15 protein-coding genes are annotated in these 17,367 nt (G+C 33.1%); all 15 read left to right on the top strand.

The annotated features are described in order from the left end of the window. Window positions 1-2,460, top strand: a 2,460-nt coding sequence (locus tag GOQ24_RS13310) for a hypothetical protein (protein ID WP_160339920.1), incomplete at its 5' end; no start/stop codon positions are given. A 21-nt stretch (window positions 2,461-2,481) separates the two neighbouring features. Then, window positions 2,482-5,079: a hypothetical protein gene (locus GOQ24_RS13305; protein ID WP_160339919.1), complete on the top strand. Its 2,598-nt coding sequence runs from the start codon at window positions 2,482-2,484 to the stop codon at window positions 5,077-5,079. Window positions 5,080-5,131: 52 nt separating this feature from the next. Further along, on the top strand, window positions 5,132-7,555 hold the full coding sequence (locus GOQ24_RS13300) for a hypothetical protein (protein ID WP_160339918.1): 2,424 nt from the start codon (window positions 5,132-5,134) through the stop codon (window positions 7,553-7,555). Between the two features lie 247 nt (window positions 7,556-7,802). Then, entirely contained in the window at window positions 7,803-8,723 is a 921-nt protein-coding gene (locus GOQ24_RS13295) for a pirin family protein (RefSeq protein ID WP_160339917.1), read from the top strand. A gap of 8 nt (window positions 8,724-8,731) precedes the next feature. Next, a complete protein-coding gene (locus GOQ24_RS13290; RefSeq protein ID WP_160339916.1) occupies window positions 8,732-9,130 on the top strand; it encodes an OsmC family protein in 399 nt (132 codons plus the stop codon). A gap of 6 nt (window positions 9,131-9,136) precedes the next feature. Further along, complete coding sequence (locus GOQ24_RS13285; protein WP_160339915.1) at window positions 9,137-9,421, top strand: GNAT family N-acetyltransferase; 285 nt, start codon at window positions 9,137-9,139, stop codon at window positions 9,419-9,421. Window positions 9,422-9,541: 120 nt separating this feature from the next. Then, entirely contained in the window at window positions 9,542-10,603 is a 1,062-nt protein-coding gene (locus tag GOQ24_RS13280) for a hypothetical protein (RefSeq protein WP_160339914.1), read from the top strand. A gap of 517 nt (window positions 10,604-11,120) precedes the next feature. Beyond that, the gene (locus GOQ24_RS13275) at window positions 11,121-11,600 is read left to right on the top strand and encodes a hypothetical protein (protein WP_160339913.1); all 480 of its coding nucleotides are present in this window, start codon (window positions 11,121-11,123) and stop codon (window positions 11,598-11,600) included. Window positions 11,601-11,662: 62 nt separating this feature from the next. Next, window positions 11,663-12,208, top strand: a complete 546-nt coding sequence (locus tag GOQ24_RS13270) for a HutD family protein (RefSeq protein ID WP_160339912.1) — start codon at window positions 11,663-11,665, stop codon at window positions 12,206-12,208. Between the two features lie 143 nt (window positions 12,209-12,351). Next, on the top strand, window positions 12,352-12,789 hold the full coding sequence (locus tag GOQ24_RS13265; protein ID WP_160339911.1) for a hypothetical protein: 438 nt from the start codon (window positions 12,352-12,354) through the stop codon (window positions 12,787-12,789). A gap of 112 nt (window positions 12,790-12,901) precedes the next feature. Then, window positions 12,902-13,360, top strand: coding sequence for a hypothetical protein (locus tag GOQ24_RS13260; RefSeq protein ID WP_155093142.1), 459 nt, complete (start codon window positions 12,902-12,904; stop codon window positions 13,358-13,360). Window positions 13,361-13,849: 489 nt separating this feature from the next. Further along, window positions 13,850-15,199 (top strand): HEAT repeat domain-containing protein, encoded by a 1,350-nt coding sequence (locus GOQ24_RS13255; protein WP_160339910.1) that lies wholly within the window; start codon window positions 13,850-13,852, stop codon window positions 15,197-15,199. 12 nt (window positions 15,200-15,211) lie between these two features. Beyond that, a complete protein-coding gene (locus GOQ24_RS13250) occupies window positions 15,212-15,754 on the top strand; it encodes an RNA 2'-phosphotransferase (RefSeq protein WP_155093140.1) in 543 nt (180 codons plus the stop codon). A 7-nt stretch (window positions 15,755-15,761) separates the two neighbouring features. Next, a complete protein-coding gene (locus GOQ24_RS13245; RefSeq protein ID WP_243731280.1) occupies window positions 15,762-16,346 on the top strand; it encodes a rhomboid family intramembrane serine protease in 585 nt (194 codons plus the stop codon). Between the two features lie 15 nt (window positions 16,347-16,361). Next, window positions 16,362-17,126 carry a DUF2314 domain-containing protein gene (locus tag GOQ24_RS13240; RefSeq protein ID WP_166520750.1) on the top strand — a complete coding sequence of 255 codons (765 nt, stop codon included), beginning with the start codon at window positions 16,362-16,364 and terminating at the stop codon, window positions 17,124-17,126. Window positions 17,127-17,367: the final 241 nt, after the last annotated feature.

Below are 17,367 nucleotides of genomic sequence, written 5' to 3'. Positions count from 1 at the left end.
GATGTTAAGATAACAGTAGTAGATGATGTAGCGAATAACTTTGATACGATTGTTAAGAATCAAAAGTTCAAGGATGTAATTAATAATTATTTAAAAGATAACTCAGAAGGTAATGTTATCTATGAAGGCGATAAATTCTATTTTGTGAAGAAGGACGGAGATACTATTACCAAAGAATTAATCGATTTAAGTACGCTAATAGAAGAGACAGATACGCCTATTACTGCTACTTTAAAGGATGTAGGAGGAAAAGATGTTCGTACAGGGGAATATAAATACAAGTCTGAAAAAGGTACAGAAATTACCATTAATGTAACAGAGGATGTAGCGAATAACTTCGGAGATGTTATTAATAATGAAGACGTTAAGAAGATATTTAATGATTACTTTACAGCTAATCCACCAGCAGGAGGAACTGTGACATATAAATTAGAAAATAACAAACACATCTTTAATTATACAGATAAGGATGGTAACCCTCAGACTTTAGATATGTCTAAGGTAGTTAAGGATTACGAAACTTTAACTACGATAACATCAGATACAAAAGGTACCTATACATATAAGAATGAGGCAGGAACAGATGTTAAGATAACAGTAGTAGATGATGTAGCGAATAACTTTGATACGATTGTTAAGAATCAAAAGTTCAAGGATGTAATTAATAATTATTTAAAAGATAACGCAGAAGGAAATGTTACTTATGAAGGCGGTAAGTTCTATTTTGTGAAGAATGATGGAGATACTATCACCAAAGAATTAATCGACTTAAGTACGCTAATAGAAGAGACAGATACGCCTATTACTGCTACTTTAAAGGATGTAGGAGGAAAAGATGTTCGTACAGGGGAATATAAATACAAGTCTGAAAAAGGTACAGAAATTACCATTAATGTAACAGAGGATGTAGCGAATAACTTCGGAGATGTTATTAATAATGAAGATGTTAAGAAGATATTTAATGATTACTTTACAGCTAATCCACCAGCAGGAGGAACTGTGACATATAAATTAGAAAATAAGAATCATATCTTTAATTATACAGATAAGGATGGTAACCCTCAGACTTTAGATATGTCTAGTATAGTAAAAGAGTATGAAACAAAAACTGCTGTAACAAAATTTGATGCTACAGGAGCTCAAGTTGAGAATTCAGCTAAACCTGCAGATGGCTTTACTTATTATAAGTACGATAATGAAACACCAGAAGCTAGATATATATCAGTTTCAGAAGATGTAAGTAATGACTTTGCCACAATTGTTAATACAGGTACGAATAAAACAATTATCGAGAATATCGCTAAAGATGTTGTAGGTCCAGGTGCCGTTTCAAATTTGAAAGTAACACCTGCTGCAGAGAATGCAGATGAAGTGAAAGCTGGTTTTACTTTTAATAATGGGAAAGCAGGAGAAGCAGATGTTAAATTTGCGGAGACATTGACTAGTATTACTTTACAAGGTTATGAGGTATGGGTCTACAAGAAGTTTGATCCTGTATTGGGAGTAGATGTTTATACTTATTCTGATGGAGAAATAGATGATGCGGATTTAGATGGAAGAATTTTACATCAAACATATCCTAGTAAAAAAATAGTTTATACAAACGAAAAAGGAGATGTTGTAGAAATAAAAGGATCTGATATTTTACGTTTTAATGATGATAATGGTGGGCAACCTGGAAGTATTGAAACTATAACTTCTTTAAGATTTATTGATGACTATCAAGGCAATGGACCTAGTTTAGTATATACAGACGAGGAAAAATCAGAAAGTTTTATTCCAATGTCAAAGATGTTTCAAAAATCTGAAACAACTACGACTTTAGAGTTTTCAAAACCTAATAGAGAATTGGTTTATACAAATGAGTTAATATCACATGAGGATCAAGCTCAAAAAGATAAAGCAGTTGTTAAAATCCCATTAGATGATTTAGTTCAGGAACCTTGGTATGTTGCAAAAGAAGGAAACCAAACTATAGATAAACAAGCTACTAGCAATGATCAAGATATCTACACACAAGGTTGGGTAGGAATAGGCTATGATAAAAAATCACCAAATGCTGATAATATCAAAGAGAAACTACGTGTTAATGGTAGTATAACTGCAACTAATAGTTACTATGCTGATTACGTTTTTGAAAGCTACTTTGAAGGATATTCTACTTTGAAGTACGATTATAAGTTTAATGATTTAAGTAGTGTGAGCGACTTTATTGCTTCAAATAGACACTTACCAGGTATTACACCAATAAGTGATTTGGAAAAAACAGAAACAGGTTATTCGTTTAACGTTTCTGAGTTATCGATCCAATTACTGGAAAAAACAGAAGAGTTGTTCTTACATGTTATTGAACAACAAAAAGAGTTAGATGCAAAAGAGGGGCGTATAGAGGAGTTAGAATCAGAAATATCTGACATGGCTAAGCGTTTAGAAGCATTAGAAGCATTATTAACCAAGTAATAATTATTAAATTTTGTATTGATGAAAAGTAACTATATAAATATAAAGCCGTTTCATTCGATTCTGTTGATAGTAATTACGTTGTTAATGAATGTAACGCTATCATTTGGACAGAATCCGGTTAAAACTACTAAGATTACAGATGGTAGTATTGGAAGTGGTATAAATCAACCCGCTGTTGATTTTGCAATCTTAGAGTTAGAGAGTAATACTAAGGGTTTTTTGTTGCCGCGTATGACTACAACAGAACGCGATGCATTAACCGCTAAAATAACAGACAAAGACCGTGGAAATGGTTTAGCTATCTATAATATTACAGATGATTGTATTAATTATTGGAGCAAGACTGCTGGTGCGAAAAAGCCTGATGGATCTTTTGAGGGAAAATGGCTAAGCGTTTGTGGAGCACTACCTCCAGCTACAGTAGAAATGAATAATTGTAATGCTAGCTTGAATGCTAGTGGACAAAAAGAGCTAACACAAGGACGTAGTTTACGTGATACTGATATTTTATATGTATCAGTTAATGTGATACATTCTGGTTCTTACACAATTAGTGCTGTATCTTCCAATGGTTATTCTTTTAGTAAATCTGGAGTGTTTGAAACCTCGGGTGTGTATTCAGTCGCATTAGAAGGATTTGGAACACCTATGGAGGCAAGTAGTGGAGCTGGGGATAGAGTATTGTTTACGATTAATGGTAAGAAAGACCCTAATTGTGAAGGAACAGATATTAAAGTTAAATCTTCAGTGATAGACTATACTGTTTTAAGTGCTACTTCTATAAATTGGAAAGCATATAAAGGTATAGCTTTAACAGGAGATGACAATAGAATAGAATTAAGCGTGAATGTGCTTACAGCTGGTTTTTGGAGAATACAAAGTACAGATTCTCAAAATGGAATTAGTTTTAGTGGAGCAGGTCAATTCACACAAGATGATGTGGGAGGAGAGCCTAAGAAAATTTATTTATATGGACAAGGAACGCCCGAAAAAACAGGGACAAATACATTTAAATTTCAAACTAACTCTGCAAGCAATAAATTACCTAATACTACAGTTGTAGTTGAAACTTTAGAAGCTTCATTTGAGTTAGCTTGTAGTGAAATGACAAATAGTTTTGAGTATAGAGGAGAGTATCAAGAAGGTATAACTTTAACTAGAGGAAATTCTATAACTATACCTGTAAAGGTTATTAATCCAGGACCAATAGATGTAGAGTTAATAGGTTCTTTTACTGGTTCTAATTCAGGTGAATCTGTAAAATTTAATGCATCTAGTTTGTTTTTGGGTAAAAAAGGTGAAATACAGAATATTACATTAAGTGTTGCAGATTTAACAAAGATACCTTCAAATACTACAGCGATAACTTTTACGTCAATGAAGCCTGAATCTGTAGCATTGTGTCAAAATATGCCTACAGTACCAGTGAAAGAACGTTCAAAAGTTTATACATTTAATTGTTCTTATATTTCAGCAACTGGTGGATCACTAAGAACAAATACTCCTTTAACTAAGGGACGTGATGGAATTCAAGTGTCTGTTGATGTTGGTTACGCAGATACATATTCTATTAAAACAAATACAATCAATGGAGTGACTTTTGAGAAATCAGGAACATTTAGTGATGCTGATAGGGAAAGTGGAAGAGTTGATTTAGTTATTGATGGAAGTGGTACTCCACTAGAGTCAGGAAGTTTTAATTTCGATATTACAGCAACAGATAGTAAAGGTGCCGTAGTTCACTCTTGTACAGCTTCAGTTAATTTTAGAGGACCAGATATTAATGTTCTAGCTATTGGTAATGCTTCTTATGTTCCTTACGGTTGGACTAATTATGCTCCAACGGATATTATTACAAATCCTCAATTATTTGGGCCAAATGGTAAAGTGAAAGTTAATAGTATTAAATTGTTTAATAATTCTCCTTATTATAAATTTCCTAAGAATTTATCTAGTTATTTAGAGAGTAATAATATTGATATTGTTATCGTAGGATATCCTACAACATATGGTCCTGAAGAAAGAATTGCTTTAGAGGAATTTATCAAGGTTAAAAAAGGAGTAGTTATTATGACGGACGAAAGTAATCTAGATACAAGACCTTCAGGTAATGTAGGGACTACAAATCACTTAATTGCTAATTTAAGTAATGGAACTTATATGGCAGGTTTTAATGGTGGACCTCGCAATGATGCTAGTCATCCTTATACCATGATTAATAAAGTATCAGGACCTTCAGAAGATCCGATTATAAAATCTGATTTCTGGGATTTGAATGGTAAGTTATTAGGAAATGACGCAAGTGGTAATATTTGGTATTTTAGAAATTTACCTTCTGATTATATACCTATTGCGACAAGTTATGTTGATCCTTCTTATGTTTGGATTTTTAGACATAGAACGCTTGGATTTATATTCATGGGAGATGGAGGTATTTTCTCAGGAAGAGTAAATCATAATAGTGGAACTATTTGGCCTGTTGCTTTTGATAATAGTGGTAATTTATTTGGAAAAGAATATTACTATAAAGGTGATAAAAATTTCCAAGTTTATAACAGTTATCTTTATGCTAATACGCTTAAGTGGGCAATTGATTATGTCATAAAAAATAGATAATTGAATTTATAAGCTAGGGTTTTACCCTAGCTTATTTAATACAAAGTGATTTATGAAAAAATATAGTAAGTTAAATTATATAATGAAAGGCTTGTTTGCAGTTATCTTCTTTTTTGGGATGATTTTTAATGATGTATATGCACAAGAAGTTACTCAAGAGACTGCTAAGGGAACACAAATATCCGATGATTCAACGCCTAATTCTTTAGATCCTCTTACTTTTAGTTTATTGGATTTGAGCTCTACAGAACGTGGTTTTTTGATGCCTCGACTAACCACAGGACAAAGAGATAATATTCCTAAACAAAGCTTAACAGCTGGTTTAGTTATCTACAATACAACAATTGGATGTATAGAGTTTTACAATATCAATAGACAGTTGTGGATGAATATGTGTGGTGATGTTGAACCAGCTGTTTTTACTATTCCTTTAGATAAGTGTGGACAAATTGGTGATAATATTAGTGGTGATTATGTTCAAGGGATGCTATTGGATGAAAGAAAAAATCTAATATCTGTGGAAGTGAATGTTAGTTCACCAGGTACTTTTGAAGTAGAAGCAATTGCTTATAATACTACTGGTGCTGAGAATGGTTATAGCTTTACAGCAAGAGGAGTATTTCCCTCAAGTGGTAGCTTTCTTTTAGTGCTAAAAGGCAGTGGTACTCCCAAAGTAGGTAGTGCTGATACAAATGTAAAAGATACAATCAAATTTTTCTTAAACAAAAAGCAAGTGACTTGTGAAGTTAAAAATCACGTAAAACCTGACTTTGAGCCTTTAGAAGCTAGATTTGATTGTACCACACCTGTTGTCGCAGAAGGTACTTATAAAGAAAAAGTTGCTTTAACCTCAGCTAATAGATTAATTGTTTCATTAGTAGTAACTAAACCAGGTAGAGGTAAGATATATGGAGAAATTCTATCTGCAACAGGAAAAAATGAATTGATACAATATGAATCTGAAACTATTGATTTTAGAGTAACTGATGTAAATCAGGTTCAAACAGTAGCACTTTTGCCAGTACCAGGGACAGGAAAGCCTCTTACAGGTGGAACACTTACAGGTAAACTTAAACTTGTATCTAAAGGTAAAAAGGAGTATGACCCTTTTGCAGAAGAGACTTTACTAACAATACCAGGATGTGATTTTAATATTAATGTAGCAAGCGATGGTCCTAAGTATAGCATTGGAACGATAGAGTTACAAAGTACGTTTACATCTCAATTTGACACGAAGGATAAGAGGGGAGGATTGGTGACATATGGAACACCTTATATTACTCCTAAAACTGACATGGGACCTAATGGAAGTTTAGATTTTCAAGCTGTAGTGACTATAGGCCCTAAAGCTGCAGGTCAATATGTGATTAAATCAGAGAAAGTTAATGGAATTTGGTTTGAAGGAGTAGGTACGATTTCTGATGATGATGTAAAGGAAGGTATTAAAACGATAAAATTACGAGCTTATGGAAAATCTGAGTCAGATTTGCCTATTGCTTTAGGTAGATTTGACTTTACTGGAAATAATCTAGATCCAGCCCTTAGCAATACAGGTACTATGTTTGTGGATTTTGTGTATAGACCGATGACAATGTATTCCATTGGAGGTGCAAGTGATCAATCTTGGCACCCAGGTGGAAATAACTTGAATTCTACGTGGTCAGCAGGACCTCGAACAGTTCGTCAATATAAACATTTTAGTTGGGACGGTGTTGTGCGAATAGCTAAACTAACTATTTTAGATGTTGACGATTTTGAAGCAAAAGTGACAGGGATTAGTACAAGTACGCATATGAGCTCAACTTCAAATGCTTCTACTTTTAAAAGTAATTTAAATAAAGCTGATATGGTATTTATAGGTGGTCACGGTGGAGCAAATTTTACTAAACGTGATCAGCAATTAAAGGATTTAGCTTTTTATGTTAATTATCAGAAGGGAGCTCTAGTTTATGGAGAAGGAGATGTTAATAATATGACAAAATTCTTTAATGAATTAGGGCTTGCAGGTAGTGTTAGTAATAATACTGCCTCTGGTGCAGTTTATAGAGTAGAATCAAATGCACAACGTCAAAGTAGATTGATTATTGGTACATCTATGAAGTATTTTAGTTTTGGTGATGCAATAGGAGGATTAGCAGGGTTGTCTTTAGGTGGGCATGGTACTTCTACTCAAATAACTTTTAATATATATACCGATGATGTAGTTCCAATTGCAGGTACTAATGGAAGTTTTGCGTTTGTTCATAAAAAATTAGGTTTTGTAGGAGTTGGTAGCTCTTTGTTTATGGGAGGTTTTTATGACGATGGAGGAGGAAATAATTTCTATCCTTTATCTGCAACTAAAGATGGTACTCCTATTAAAAGGAATCTTGATGGTAAGGGAGCTTATAGTTATAATTCATTCTTCTTATTGAACCTTGTTCATTGGGCGATAGACTATGCTCAAGAGCATCAAAAGAATGAAGTAAAAAAATAAAAGTTTATTCTTTCTATTAGAATTAAATAACTATCAAAGAAAATTATTATAGTAAGGAAGCTTTATCAATTGATAAAGCTTCTTTTTTTATATCATATACTTGAACTTTATTTCTTTTTTGGGTAAATAAGTGAAGCTTTTTTTGCACTCGATTGTCTTTTTAAGGTTTTTCTTAATGTAAATTAAGTGTTTGTTAGGGTGAGAGTATCTAATTTTATAGTACTTTAATCAAATAAATAGTAATATTATGTCAATAGTAGATTTAGTTATAGAAGAAAGAGCAGCGAGCATTGGTAATTTTATGGTAGGAAGGCTTATCCCTTTTCGTCAAAAGAGAACAGTTGGCCCCTTTGCTTTTATTGATCACATGGGCCCGATTGCCGTTAAAGATCACGATAATTTAGATGTTGATCCACATCCCCATATTGGCCTATCGACATTGACGTATTTGTTTGAAGGGGAGATTATGCACAGAGATAGCATAGGAAGTGTGGAGCGTATTACTCCAGGTGCAGTGAATTGGATGACTGCAGGCAAGGGAGTTGTACATTCAGAGCGTATACCTGAAGATATTAGACAAGAGAAGCCTGATTCCATTTTACACGGTTTGCAGATTTGGATTGCTTTGCCGAAAAATTTGCAAGAAGTTGAACCTTTATTTGTTCATATTGAAGCTAAAGATTTGCCTTCTTGGCAAGAAGATGGTGTATCATATAAGCTTATTGCCGGAGAAGCATTAGGTCGAAAATCTCCTGTTCCTGTATATAGTCCTTTGTACTTTATTGAGATAAAGTCTACAAAGCGCCAGAAGATTTCTATTGGAAGTGGTTTGTTTGGTGAGTCTGCTATGTATATCTTAGACGGTGCAGTGTACTCAGAAGGGCATTCTTATGAACCCAAACACATATTGATAGCGAATGACAGTAAGCTTTGTGAGTTTGAATTGGAAGCAAATTCTACTGTTTATATTTTTGGAGGAGAACCTCTGCTAGAAGAGCGCTATATCCTTTGGAATTTTGTGTCTGATGACATCCAGAGGTTAGAACAAGCTAAGCATGATTGGATTAATCAAAATCACGAGGCTTTTCCTCTTATTCCACAAGATGATAAGTCTTATGTACCCTTTCCAGAGGGGATGAAATCATTTAAAAATAAAGAAAGAAAATAACGAGAATTATGGATGTAAAGGTAAAAGCAGTTTTAGGTAAGGAATTATATTATACTGAAGTTGTAGCAGGTAACAACCAACTGATAACTGACGAACCCAAAGAATTAGGGGGTGGAGATAAGGGATTTAATCCTTTTGAGTTATTAGCTACCTCTTTGGCAAGCTGTACGGCTGCTACATTGAGAATGTATGCCGATCGCAAAGCTTGGGATTTAGGCAATATTGAAATAGAGGTCAATCTTCAACAGCTTAAAGAACAGAATAAAACACTTCTGGTAAGAACTGTTCGTTTTGGCAATGCTGATTTGGATGCAGACCAACTGAAAAGACTGGATATTATTGCAAACAAATGCCCCGTACACAAGGCACTTGAAGGAGAAATAGAAATTCAAACAATTGTAAAATAAGAGATAATGGAAATCAAACATACTGCATTAGAGAGTAAAGGTGTTTTTACTGCTTTTATAGATGGGAAAAAAGCCGGTGAAATGACTTATTCTGTTGCTGGAACAGATAAGATTATTGTTGACCATACAGGGGTGGAAGAAGGCTATAATGGATTGGGAGTAGGGAAGAAACTTGTTATCGATGGAGTTGTACCCTATGCAAGAGAGAACGGTCTTAAGGTGATTCCACTTTGTCCTTTTGCAAAATCTGTTTTCGACAAAAATGAGTCTTTAAGAGATGTATTGGCGTAAATAGGTTGTCGCTTTTAATAGAAGGTTTTAGCACCACAGAATCACAAGAAAATACTGTGGTAACTTTAGTTTGATACCGTTAAGATTTATACCTTTGTAGAAAATTAAATATTAGGGTTTATGAATCAACAGACATCTTTTGGATTAATTTCAACTATTGAAGTACCTACGGCATTGAGTATAAAAGGTAGTTGTTGGACCAAAGAGGGATTGTTATTGGCAAATTATATTTGGGACGAGTTAGAATCTGAGAGTTACAAATTATGTTATACTGTTCTAAGTAAGGATGGTAAACAGGATAGTATAGTGGAAGATAACGGTATTCTACCTACTTTGTTTGTCAATCCTTATGGTGATAATTACGCTTCTTTGGTTCCTTCAGAGGAATCTGAGACTACTTTATCTTTATCTATATTTAATCAAGAGGTGAAGCCTTTTAAAGGAACAAAATCATTTAATGGTAGATTTGTAGGCTGTACAGCGCATTCTTCTGTATTTTATGATGTGGATATCTGGGATGAGAAAAAAGCAGATGTAATGTTTGTTTTGAATTTTGACAACAATCAAATTAAAGAGGAAAGAAAGGTCGCTATTCCATTTCCTAAAGGGAATAAAGTGAGTATTTCAGACGGCAAGATAAATTTGATTACAGAAGTAGAAGATGGTTGGTTGCATCGTGAGATTGATGAGGAAGGAAATGAATTGAGAAGTAGGATCTTAGAGTTTGATTTTCCTTTTGTACATGAAGCGCTTAGCTTATCGTTTGATAAGAAATCGTATTTATTGTGTGAAGAGAATGGCGAAATTGGAATAGTTGAGATAGATGAAAATGGAGATTGCTTATATGGTGAACTGTTTAACTTAGGAGATGAGTTTTTTGGAACCTGGCACCCACAAGTGATTAATGAAACAACTGCGGCTGTTCAATTCACCACAGAGTTTGGCAATGGTTGGCTTGTAATCAAAGAAGATGAGTTAGTAGAGCTTTTTTATAATAAGAATAAGAAGGGATATAAGAACTTGATTACGCATGAAGTTTTGAGTATAGATAATAATGATTTAGCTGTATCTGGTATCAGTACTGTTGGTGGACAGAAAGATACAATAGGAATTGTTTTTTATCCTCGAAAGCCAAGAAAGCAAGCTTATAATAAAGTTTTCGTATTACAGCATTCTATTTAAAAGAATCCATTATAAAATATAAAAGAGAATTAGCTAATTAGTGTTAATTCTCTTTTTTTTGTCAATTTATGCCACTGCTTTCATCGAGGATATTATTAATCGTAGGCCTCTTAGTTTTACTTGTTTTATGTGAAGTAAGTTTGCTGTTGCTTTCAAACAAGTGTATGTTATTTATGTGTTGTAAATGGATTGTGAGTGTATTTAGGTTAGATAGATTGCATGTTAAATCACGTATACTTACTTATATTGTCTTTGTTGTGGTGTTATAGAGCAATTGTAGTTTAGTTAGTGTTTTCTGCTATTAGAAGTGGAGTGAGTTTAGAGTATCTAATTTAGAAGTATGTTTATTATAGGGAATAATTGTGAATGACTTTCGCAAAAACCTCATGAGTTTGGTATGTAATCTAACTCAAAAAAGCAATGCACTGATTGAGATAAAAAAAACTTGTTAATCAGCACAATATATGTCGAATGGCGTAGTTATATAAGTATGTGTTTTTGTAAATATTTTGTTAAAATGAAAAAAAATGTCTTTGTATTATTGTTTAGTGGAATTGCCTTGGTTGGATGTAACACAAAACAAAAGTCTACAGTGGATGAGGTAAAGGAAGTAGTTAAGCAAACAGAGCAAATTAGCTTTACTTTAGGTAAAAGCTATTTTGTCAAGAATACATTTGAGAATAAACAAGTTGAAAGTTTAAAGATTGAAACTCAAGAGGCATTTGACAAGGTATTTAGTCCTGCAGCTGTTATGGGTAACAGTAAAGAGCTTACCAAGATTGATTTTAATAATTCCTTTGTTTTAGCCGTAATTGGTGTTGAGGTTAATAAAAGTACTGATTTCTACGTGGTAAGTTTGAAGGATAGAGGGGAGTATTTAGAGTTTATTTATAGTTACAAAGAGGGAGATGAAGAACTTACTTTTACTACTCATCCTTTTTTCTTTATTGTAGTAGATAAAGAGCACAATAAGGATGTTAGATTTCTTACGGAATAATTTTCTATAATAATGTTGTTTTACAAGCCTTTGAGTTTATCTTAGAGGCTTTATTTTTTGCTATGAATCGCATTACAATCATCAAAAGGGGAGAACTACAGACCTCAAATTGGTCAGGAGGAAAAACAACGGAATATTTTATTTACCCTAAGGGAGCAAACTATGCAAGTAGGTCATTCACCTTTCGCATAAGCAGTGCTCTTATAGAGGAAGTCCCTTCAGTTTTTACAAATTTTAAAGGCTTTCGCAGATATCTTGTCATGCTTGATAATACTTTAGATGTTTTACACCAAGAGAAAAGAAAGAAGTTTGCTAAAGGTGAAATATTTCAATTTGATTCGAGTGATAGGGTTGTATCGTACAGTAAAGGAAATGATTTTAATTTAATGATTGGAGCAGGTGTTCAAGAAGAAGTAATAGTGCACTGTGGTGAAATAGAAAGTACCTCCTCTTTTATTTTCATTTTTAGTATTGAGTTATCTGTCTTAGAAATAGGAGATAAGGTGTACCATTTAGAGAAAAATGATCTATTGCTGATAGAGAATTACGATATGGTAAAAGTCAATGTTAAGTGTTTTTCTACTTGTGTTATTTGTTTTATTGAATAATGGAAATAAATTATATTAAAATTGTAATTACTGTAGTGTTATTGTGGTAAAAGCTTAACAATAGCTTAATGATTTATTAAAATAGACTTCTTTTATCTATATAGAATTGTTTGTACTTTAGAATTAATTAAAATAACAAACAAATGGAAGTTACCTATATTATGATTCCTGTTGTAGAAGGACAAGAAAAAATATTCAATGAGGAGCTGGAAAGATTGTTTCCCTTAGCAGTTTTAAAGTACTTGTATGTTGGCTCTCAATTACTGTTAATTTTATATATAAATGTAGGTCACTATTTCAAAATGGGAAAACACAAAGAAGAAGAGCTTTATAGTGCGGAAGACGATATATTTGTATTTACTCGAAAGAAACCTTACTTAAAATGTGTGTTCCTACACATGATATGTGCTGGGAGCAATTGCTATTTTGAAGGCTTCGTTGCAAGAAATAAATCAAAATTGGCTGAGGATTGCGGAACAAGTGGAGTTTATCAACGACTACTAAGAGAGATTATATCCGAAGATGTGCAAGATCAAATATTATACGCTTTTTCACGATCATTTTTAAGTAATCCTTTATAGTATTTTACATTCTAAAAAATGACAACATCTAAAAGAAATTATTTCTATCTAAAATAAGTGAAAACAATATCTTTACTTTGAGTAGAATATTTAGTCACTTTGAATCAAGTTTATGGGGATAGTAAAATACGACGATTACGCATGGCATCACTCAGGAGAGTTTCCAGTTGATTTAGCTTATGAGAGAGGAGCTACACATATTGGTTTCTTCTTTACCTGGTGTGTGATCAACCATTTAGTGAGCGAAGAGCCTTTTGTTGCTTTTAAAGAAGATTTAGAAGCAGTGAGAAAAAAAAGGTTATCAGGTGCATCATTTTTATTAGATCATTTTAATGGTCGATTACTTTCTGTATTTTTTAACGAAATGGGAAATAACTTCATTGAAGATTACTATGAGGATACAGGTGTATTTGCTAAGCGAGTTTCTAATTATTTAGATGATTACATACAGACTTTTCATTTAAAACACCCTGATCGAGTTTACTATATAGAAGATTGCTGGGAGAATTATTACGATGTGGAGGAAACCTTAGATCATCGATTTGAACAGTGGCAAAAAACAAGAATATAAAATTTTGTATACAAGTGATTGAGTTAAAGTAGTTTCTCAAGGAATAGCTTCAAACATCGTTTGAGTTTTTCATTACCTAAAGTATCAAATAGTTAGTCCTTGTTTCTGACAAAAGAATAGTTTATTCTACAATTTTTTCAGATTGAAAGATAGTTTGTTTGGGAGAGTACTTGGTTTGATAGTCTTGGATTTTCAGTGGAGGAAACTGAATATTTATAGCGTACTTAGTTGATTTCTTATCAGTTGTTCACTTACCTAATACAAGAGTTAGAATTACTATATCAATAGTTCGTATAGGTAGTATCTCAGGAGAAGAATGAAGATATATTTACTATACAATATGTTATTTCACATGAGAATTACGAGATATTTGCAATCTAACTGTGTCGTATCATGAAGTTGTTGAAATAGAATATAAGTTTTAAGCAAGTAAGTATTGGTAAACAATACCGTAGTTTACACCACAAGAATGAATTTAAATTTTCATACATGAACCAACTAAAAAGAATTAAAGAGAAGTTTATTTTAGCTAAGCAAAGAGATATTACTTTGCAAGTATTTGGATCAGAGTCTCATCGATATGACTTAGGGAAGCCTATTTCAAGAGCGGTAGTAGATGAGTTTGAGAAAGCGAATAATTTAAGTCTTCCAGAAGCGTACAAGTTATTTGTAACTGAAATCGGCAATGGCACTGAGGACAACGATGGTTATCTTCATTCTGGAGCAGGTCCTTATTATGGAATATTACCTTTTGGCAAAGGGTTGAATGAGGTGTTGTATAGTGATAATCCAGAAGAATTTTTGAGTCATCCTTGTCAGTTAACTGAGGAAATGACTAAAGAAGAATGGAAAATACTATATAGTGTATCGGATAATGATCAGTTATCAGATGAGGAGTATAATTATTTGCAGGGGACTGTATTTGGTGGTTTGCTGCCCTTGGGGTCACAGGGTTGTACTATTACATCTAATCTTATTCTCAATGGACCGTTAAAAGGAAGAATTGTCTATACCAATGAAGACCAAAAGCCAATACTTGCTTTTGAAAGCAATTTTCTGGACTGGTATGAACGATGGTTGGATGAGGTTATTTCAGGAGATTTAATTGGTGACTCAGCCGGATGGTTTGGGTATCATAGAGGAGGAACAGTTGAGGAGCTGTGGAATGGAGTATTGCAGCATGACTCAGCACTGAGAAAGATTGAGTACATAGATGGATTGATAAAAAAGAACACTATTGCTGATGATGTACTTTGTAAAATTGAAGAATACTTACCTCAATGTGATGGAGAAGTATATTTAAAATTGAGTAGATTGTTAGCTAAACACGATTATAATAAGGCAAAGATACACTTACAAGAATGTAAGGATATCGACTTCTGTTATTGCATTCAAACTGTTTATTGGTATGCAAAAGAGCATGCAAATGAATGGGTAGAAGATCTTGTTAATTACCTTAAAACGATAAGCGATGCTGAGACTTTACGATTCTGTATTTATTTGTTGAAAGAAGCGAAGGTAGATTATGGTGATTATTTATTCAAATCATTGCAATCAAAGGATGAAAGCATTAGAAGTTTAGCTTATTATGCATTAGGCCAATTAGATGATAAGGTAAAGTATTTACCGCAGTTTATGACGGGATTACAAGATCAAGATGAATCTGTGTTGATATCCGTTTTACAGGAGTTGCAAGAGGTGAAAGAAGATTCTTTATTGCCTTATTATAAAAATATTGCTGTAAAGTATATCGATAGAGAAGATACTTATGTAAATAGTAATTTAGATTATAGATTAAAAGAGTACAATTTAACAAGAGTAAGTTTGTTAAAAGCATAATACACTTTAATAATGGATGAAAAAAAGAAAAAGGCGATAGGTAAATTTATTAGTTTAATTTTAAGACATGAACCGAGTCAAATAGGAATCGTATTAGATAATGAAGGTTGGGCAAATGTTGAAGAATTGATAGCTAAATCTGCAATGAAAGGAGTTTGTTTTTCAAAGGAAGAATTAGACGAGATAGTTAGTACAAATGACAAAAAGAGATATACGTATAACGAAGACGGTTTAAAAATTAGAGCCAATCAAGGACATTCACTTAATGTTGACTTGGGATTGGTTGAAAAAGAACCGCCAATGTTTCTATATCACGGTACATCAGAGCGTTTTGTTCAGTCAATTTTGAATACTGGAATCTCGAAAATGCAAAGGCAACACGTGCACTTGAGTAAAGATAAAGAAACTGCTATTCAAGTTGGATCGAGAAGGGGGAAGGCAAAAGTGTTTACTGTTTTAGCAGGACAAATGTATCAAGATGGATTCAAGTTTTACCAATCAGAGAATGGGGTTTGGCTAACAGATATAGTGGATAAAAAGTATTTGTCAAAATAAAGGTGTTTTGAAAAAAAGAAAGCAACAAATAGAGAAGACAACTGTCGTTGTACCACTGTTAATGGTAGGTCTGATGTGGTTCATTTTTTTGATCCAAAAAACAGGTTTATTTAATCAGTGTTATGGCGTTATTCCTTGGAAAATGGAAGGACTTAGGGGAATTGTTTTGAGTCCTCTGTTTCACGGAAACTTAGAGCATATTATGAGTAATTCTATTCCTATGCTAATTTTGAGTTTTGTCTTGTTTTTGTTTTATAACAAACATGCCTACTTCGTCATTATTTCATCGTGGATTCTTACGGGTTTAGCTACATGGTTATTGCCTGACTTTAGTTATTTTCAAAGTGGTATATACAGTTGTCATATTGGTGCCAGCGGAGTGATTTATGCCTTAGCTTTTTTCTTGTTTTTTAGTGGTGTATTCAGTAAAAAGTTGCTATTATTGGTTGTCTCAATTGTTGTTTTTCTTGTCTATGGATCAATCGTCTACGGTATACTTCCAAGTCAAGTAGATCAAGGAGTTTCTTGGCAAGGACATTTAATGGGAGCAATTGTGGGAAGTGTTATAGCTTATAAATTAAATAAAAGATAAAATAAACAAACTATTATGGAAGATAATAAAGTATTTTTTGCTTCAGGAGAAGATCAGATTATGATAGATGCTTTTGCGAAAGCACAAGAAACTTTCAAGTATTTTTGGAGAGAACTATATTGGGAAAGTAGAAGAATTATTCCTGCATTGGATATGGCAAGTGTGAAGGTGGCATTTACACAAGAGTTTGAAGATGACAAAGGGGAAACATATGTAGAAGTAGAGCATATGTGGATTGGTGATATTTACTTTGATGGAATGTATATCTATGGAGAACTTCTAAATGAACCTAATATCTTGACTAATATAGAAGAAGGAGAATCAATTGGTGTTACTGTAGATCAAATAAGTGATTGGATGTTTTTGACTGAAGGTAAATCATACGGAGGGTTTACTGTGCAAGCTATGCGCTCACAAATGTCAGAAGAAGAGTTGAAAGAACACGATACGGCATGGGGACTTGATTTCGGAGACTTTAATAATATCTTAGTAGCATATAATCAAGAAGAACACCCAGAAAATCTCATTGAACACCCTATGAGTAAGAATATGAAAGAAAGTTTAATCGAATTTTTAGATAAGAACCCGGAGGAGATCACCTTAGTGGATCCAGATGGCTTTACTTTTTTACACAGAGAAGCTATAGCTGGAAATCTAAGTACTATTGAGATTTTACTGGCAAAAGGGGCAGACAAGAATATTAAATCTGAAGATGGAAAAACTGCTTTAGAGTATGCTCAATACTTGAAATGGGATCATATTATTCCGGTTTTGTCATAGTAAAAGTGAATTGTTAAGTAAATAAGGTTACAACTTGTAAAAGCACAACAAGAAATTGTTGTGCTTTTCTTGTATGAAGAATTATTCTCAAGAGGATAGAAACGATAAATTGTCCATTAAAAAGTGGTTAATTGTTTGATTTTATAGAATTGACAGCCTTCTTTAAAGTGCTTTTACTTCTGGCTATTACAAAAGTAAAGTAAGTAGTTGTAGGTACTATTTGTTACTGCCATATGAAGTA

Source organism: Myroides sp. LoEW2-1 (genome assembly GCF_009767705.1).
Taxonomy (GTDB): Bacteria; Bacteroidota; Bacteroidia; order Flavobacteriales; family Flavobacteriaceae; genus Flavobacterium; species Flavobacterium album_A.
The sequence above is the reverse complement of the archived record's forward strand: the minus strand, read 5'-3'. Positions and strand labels throughout refer to the sequence as shown.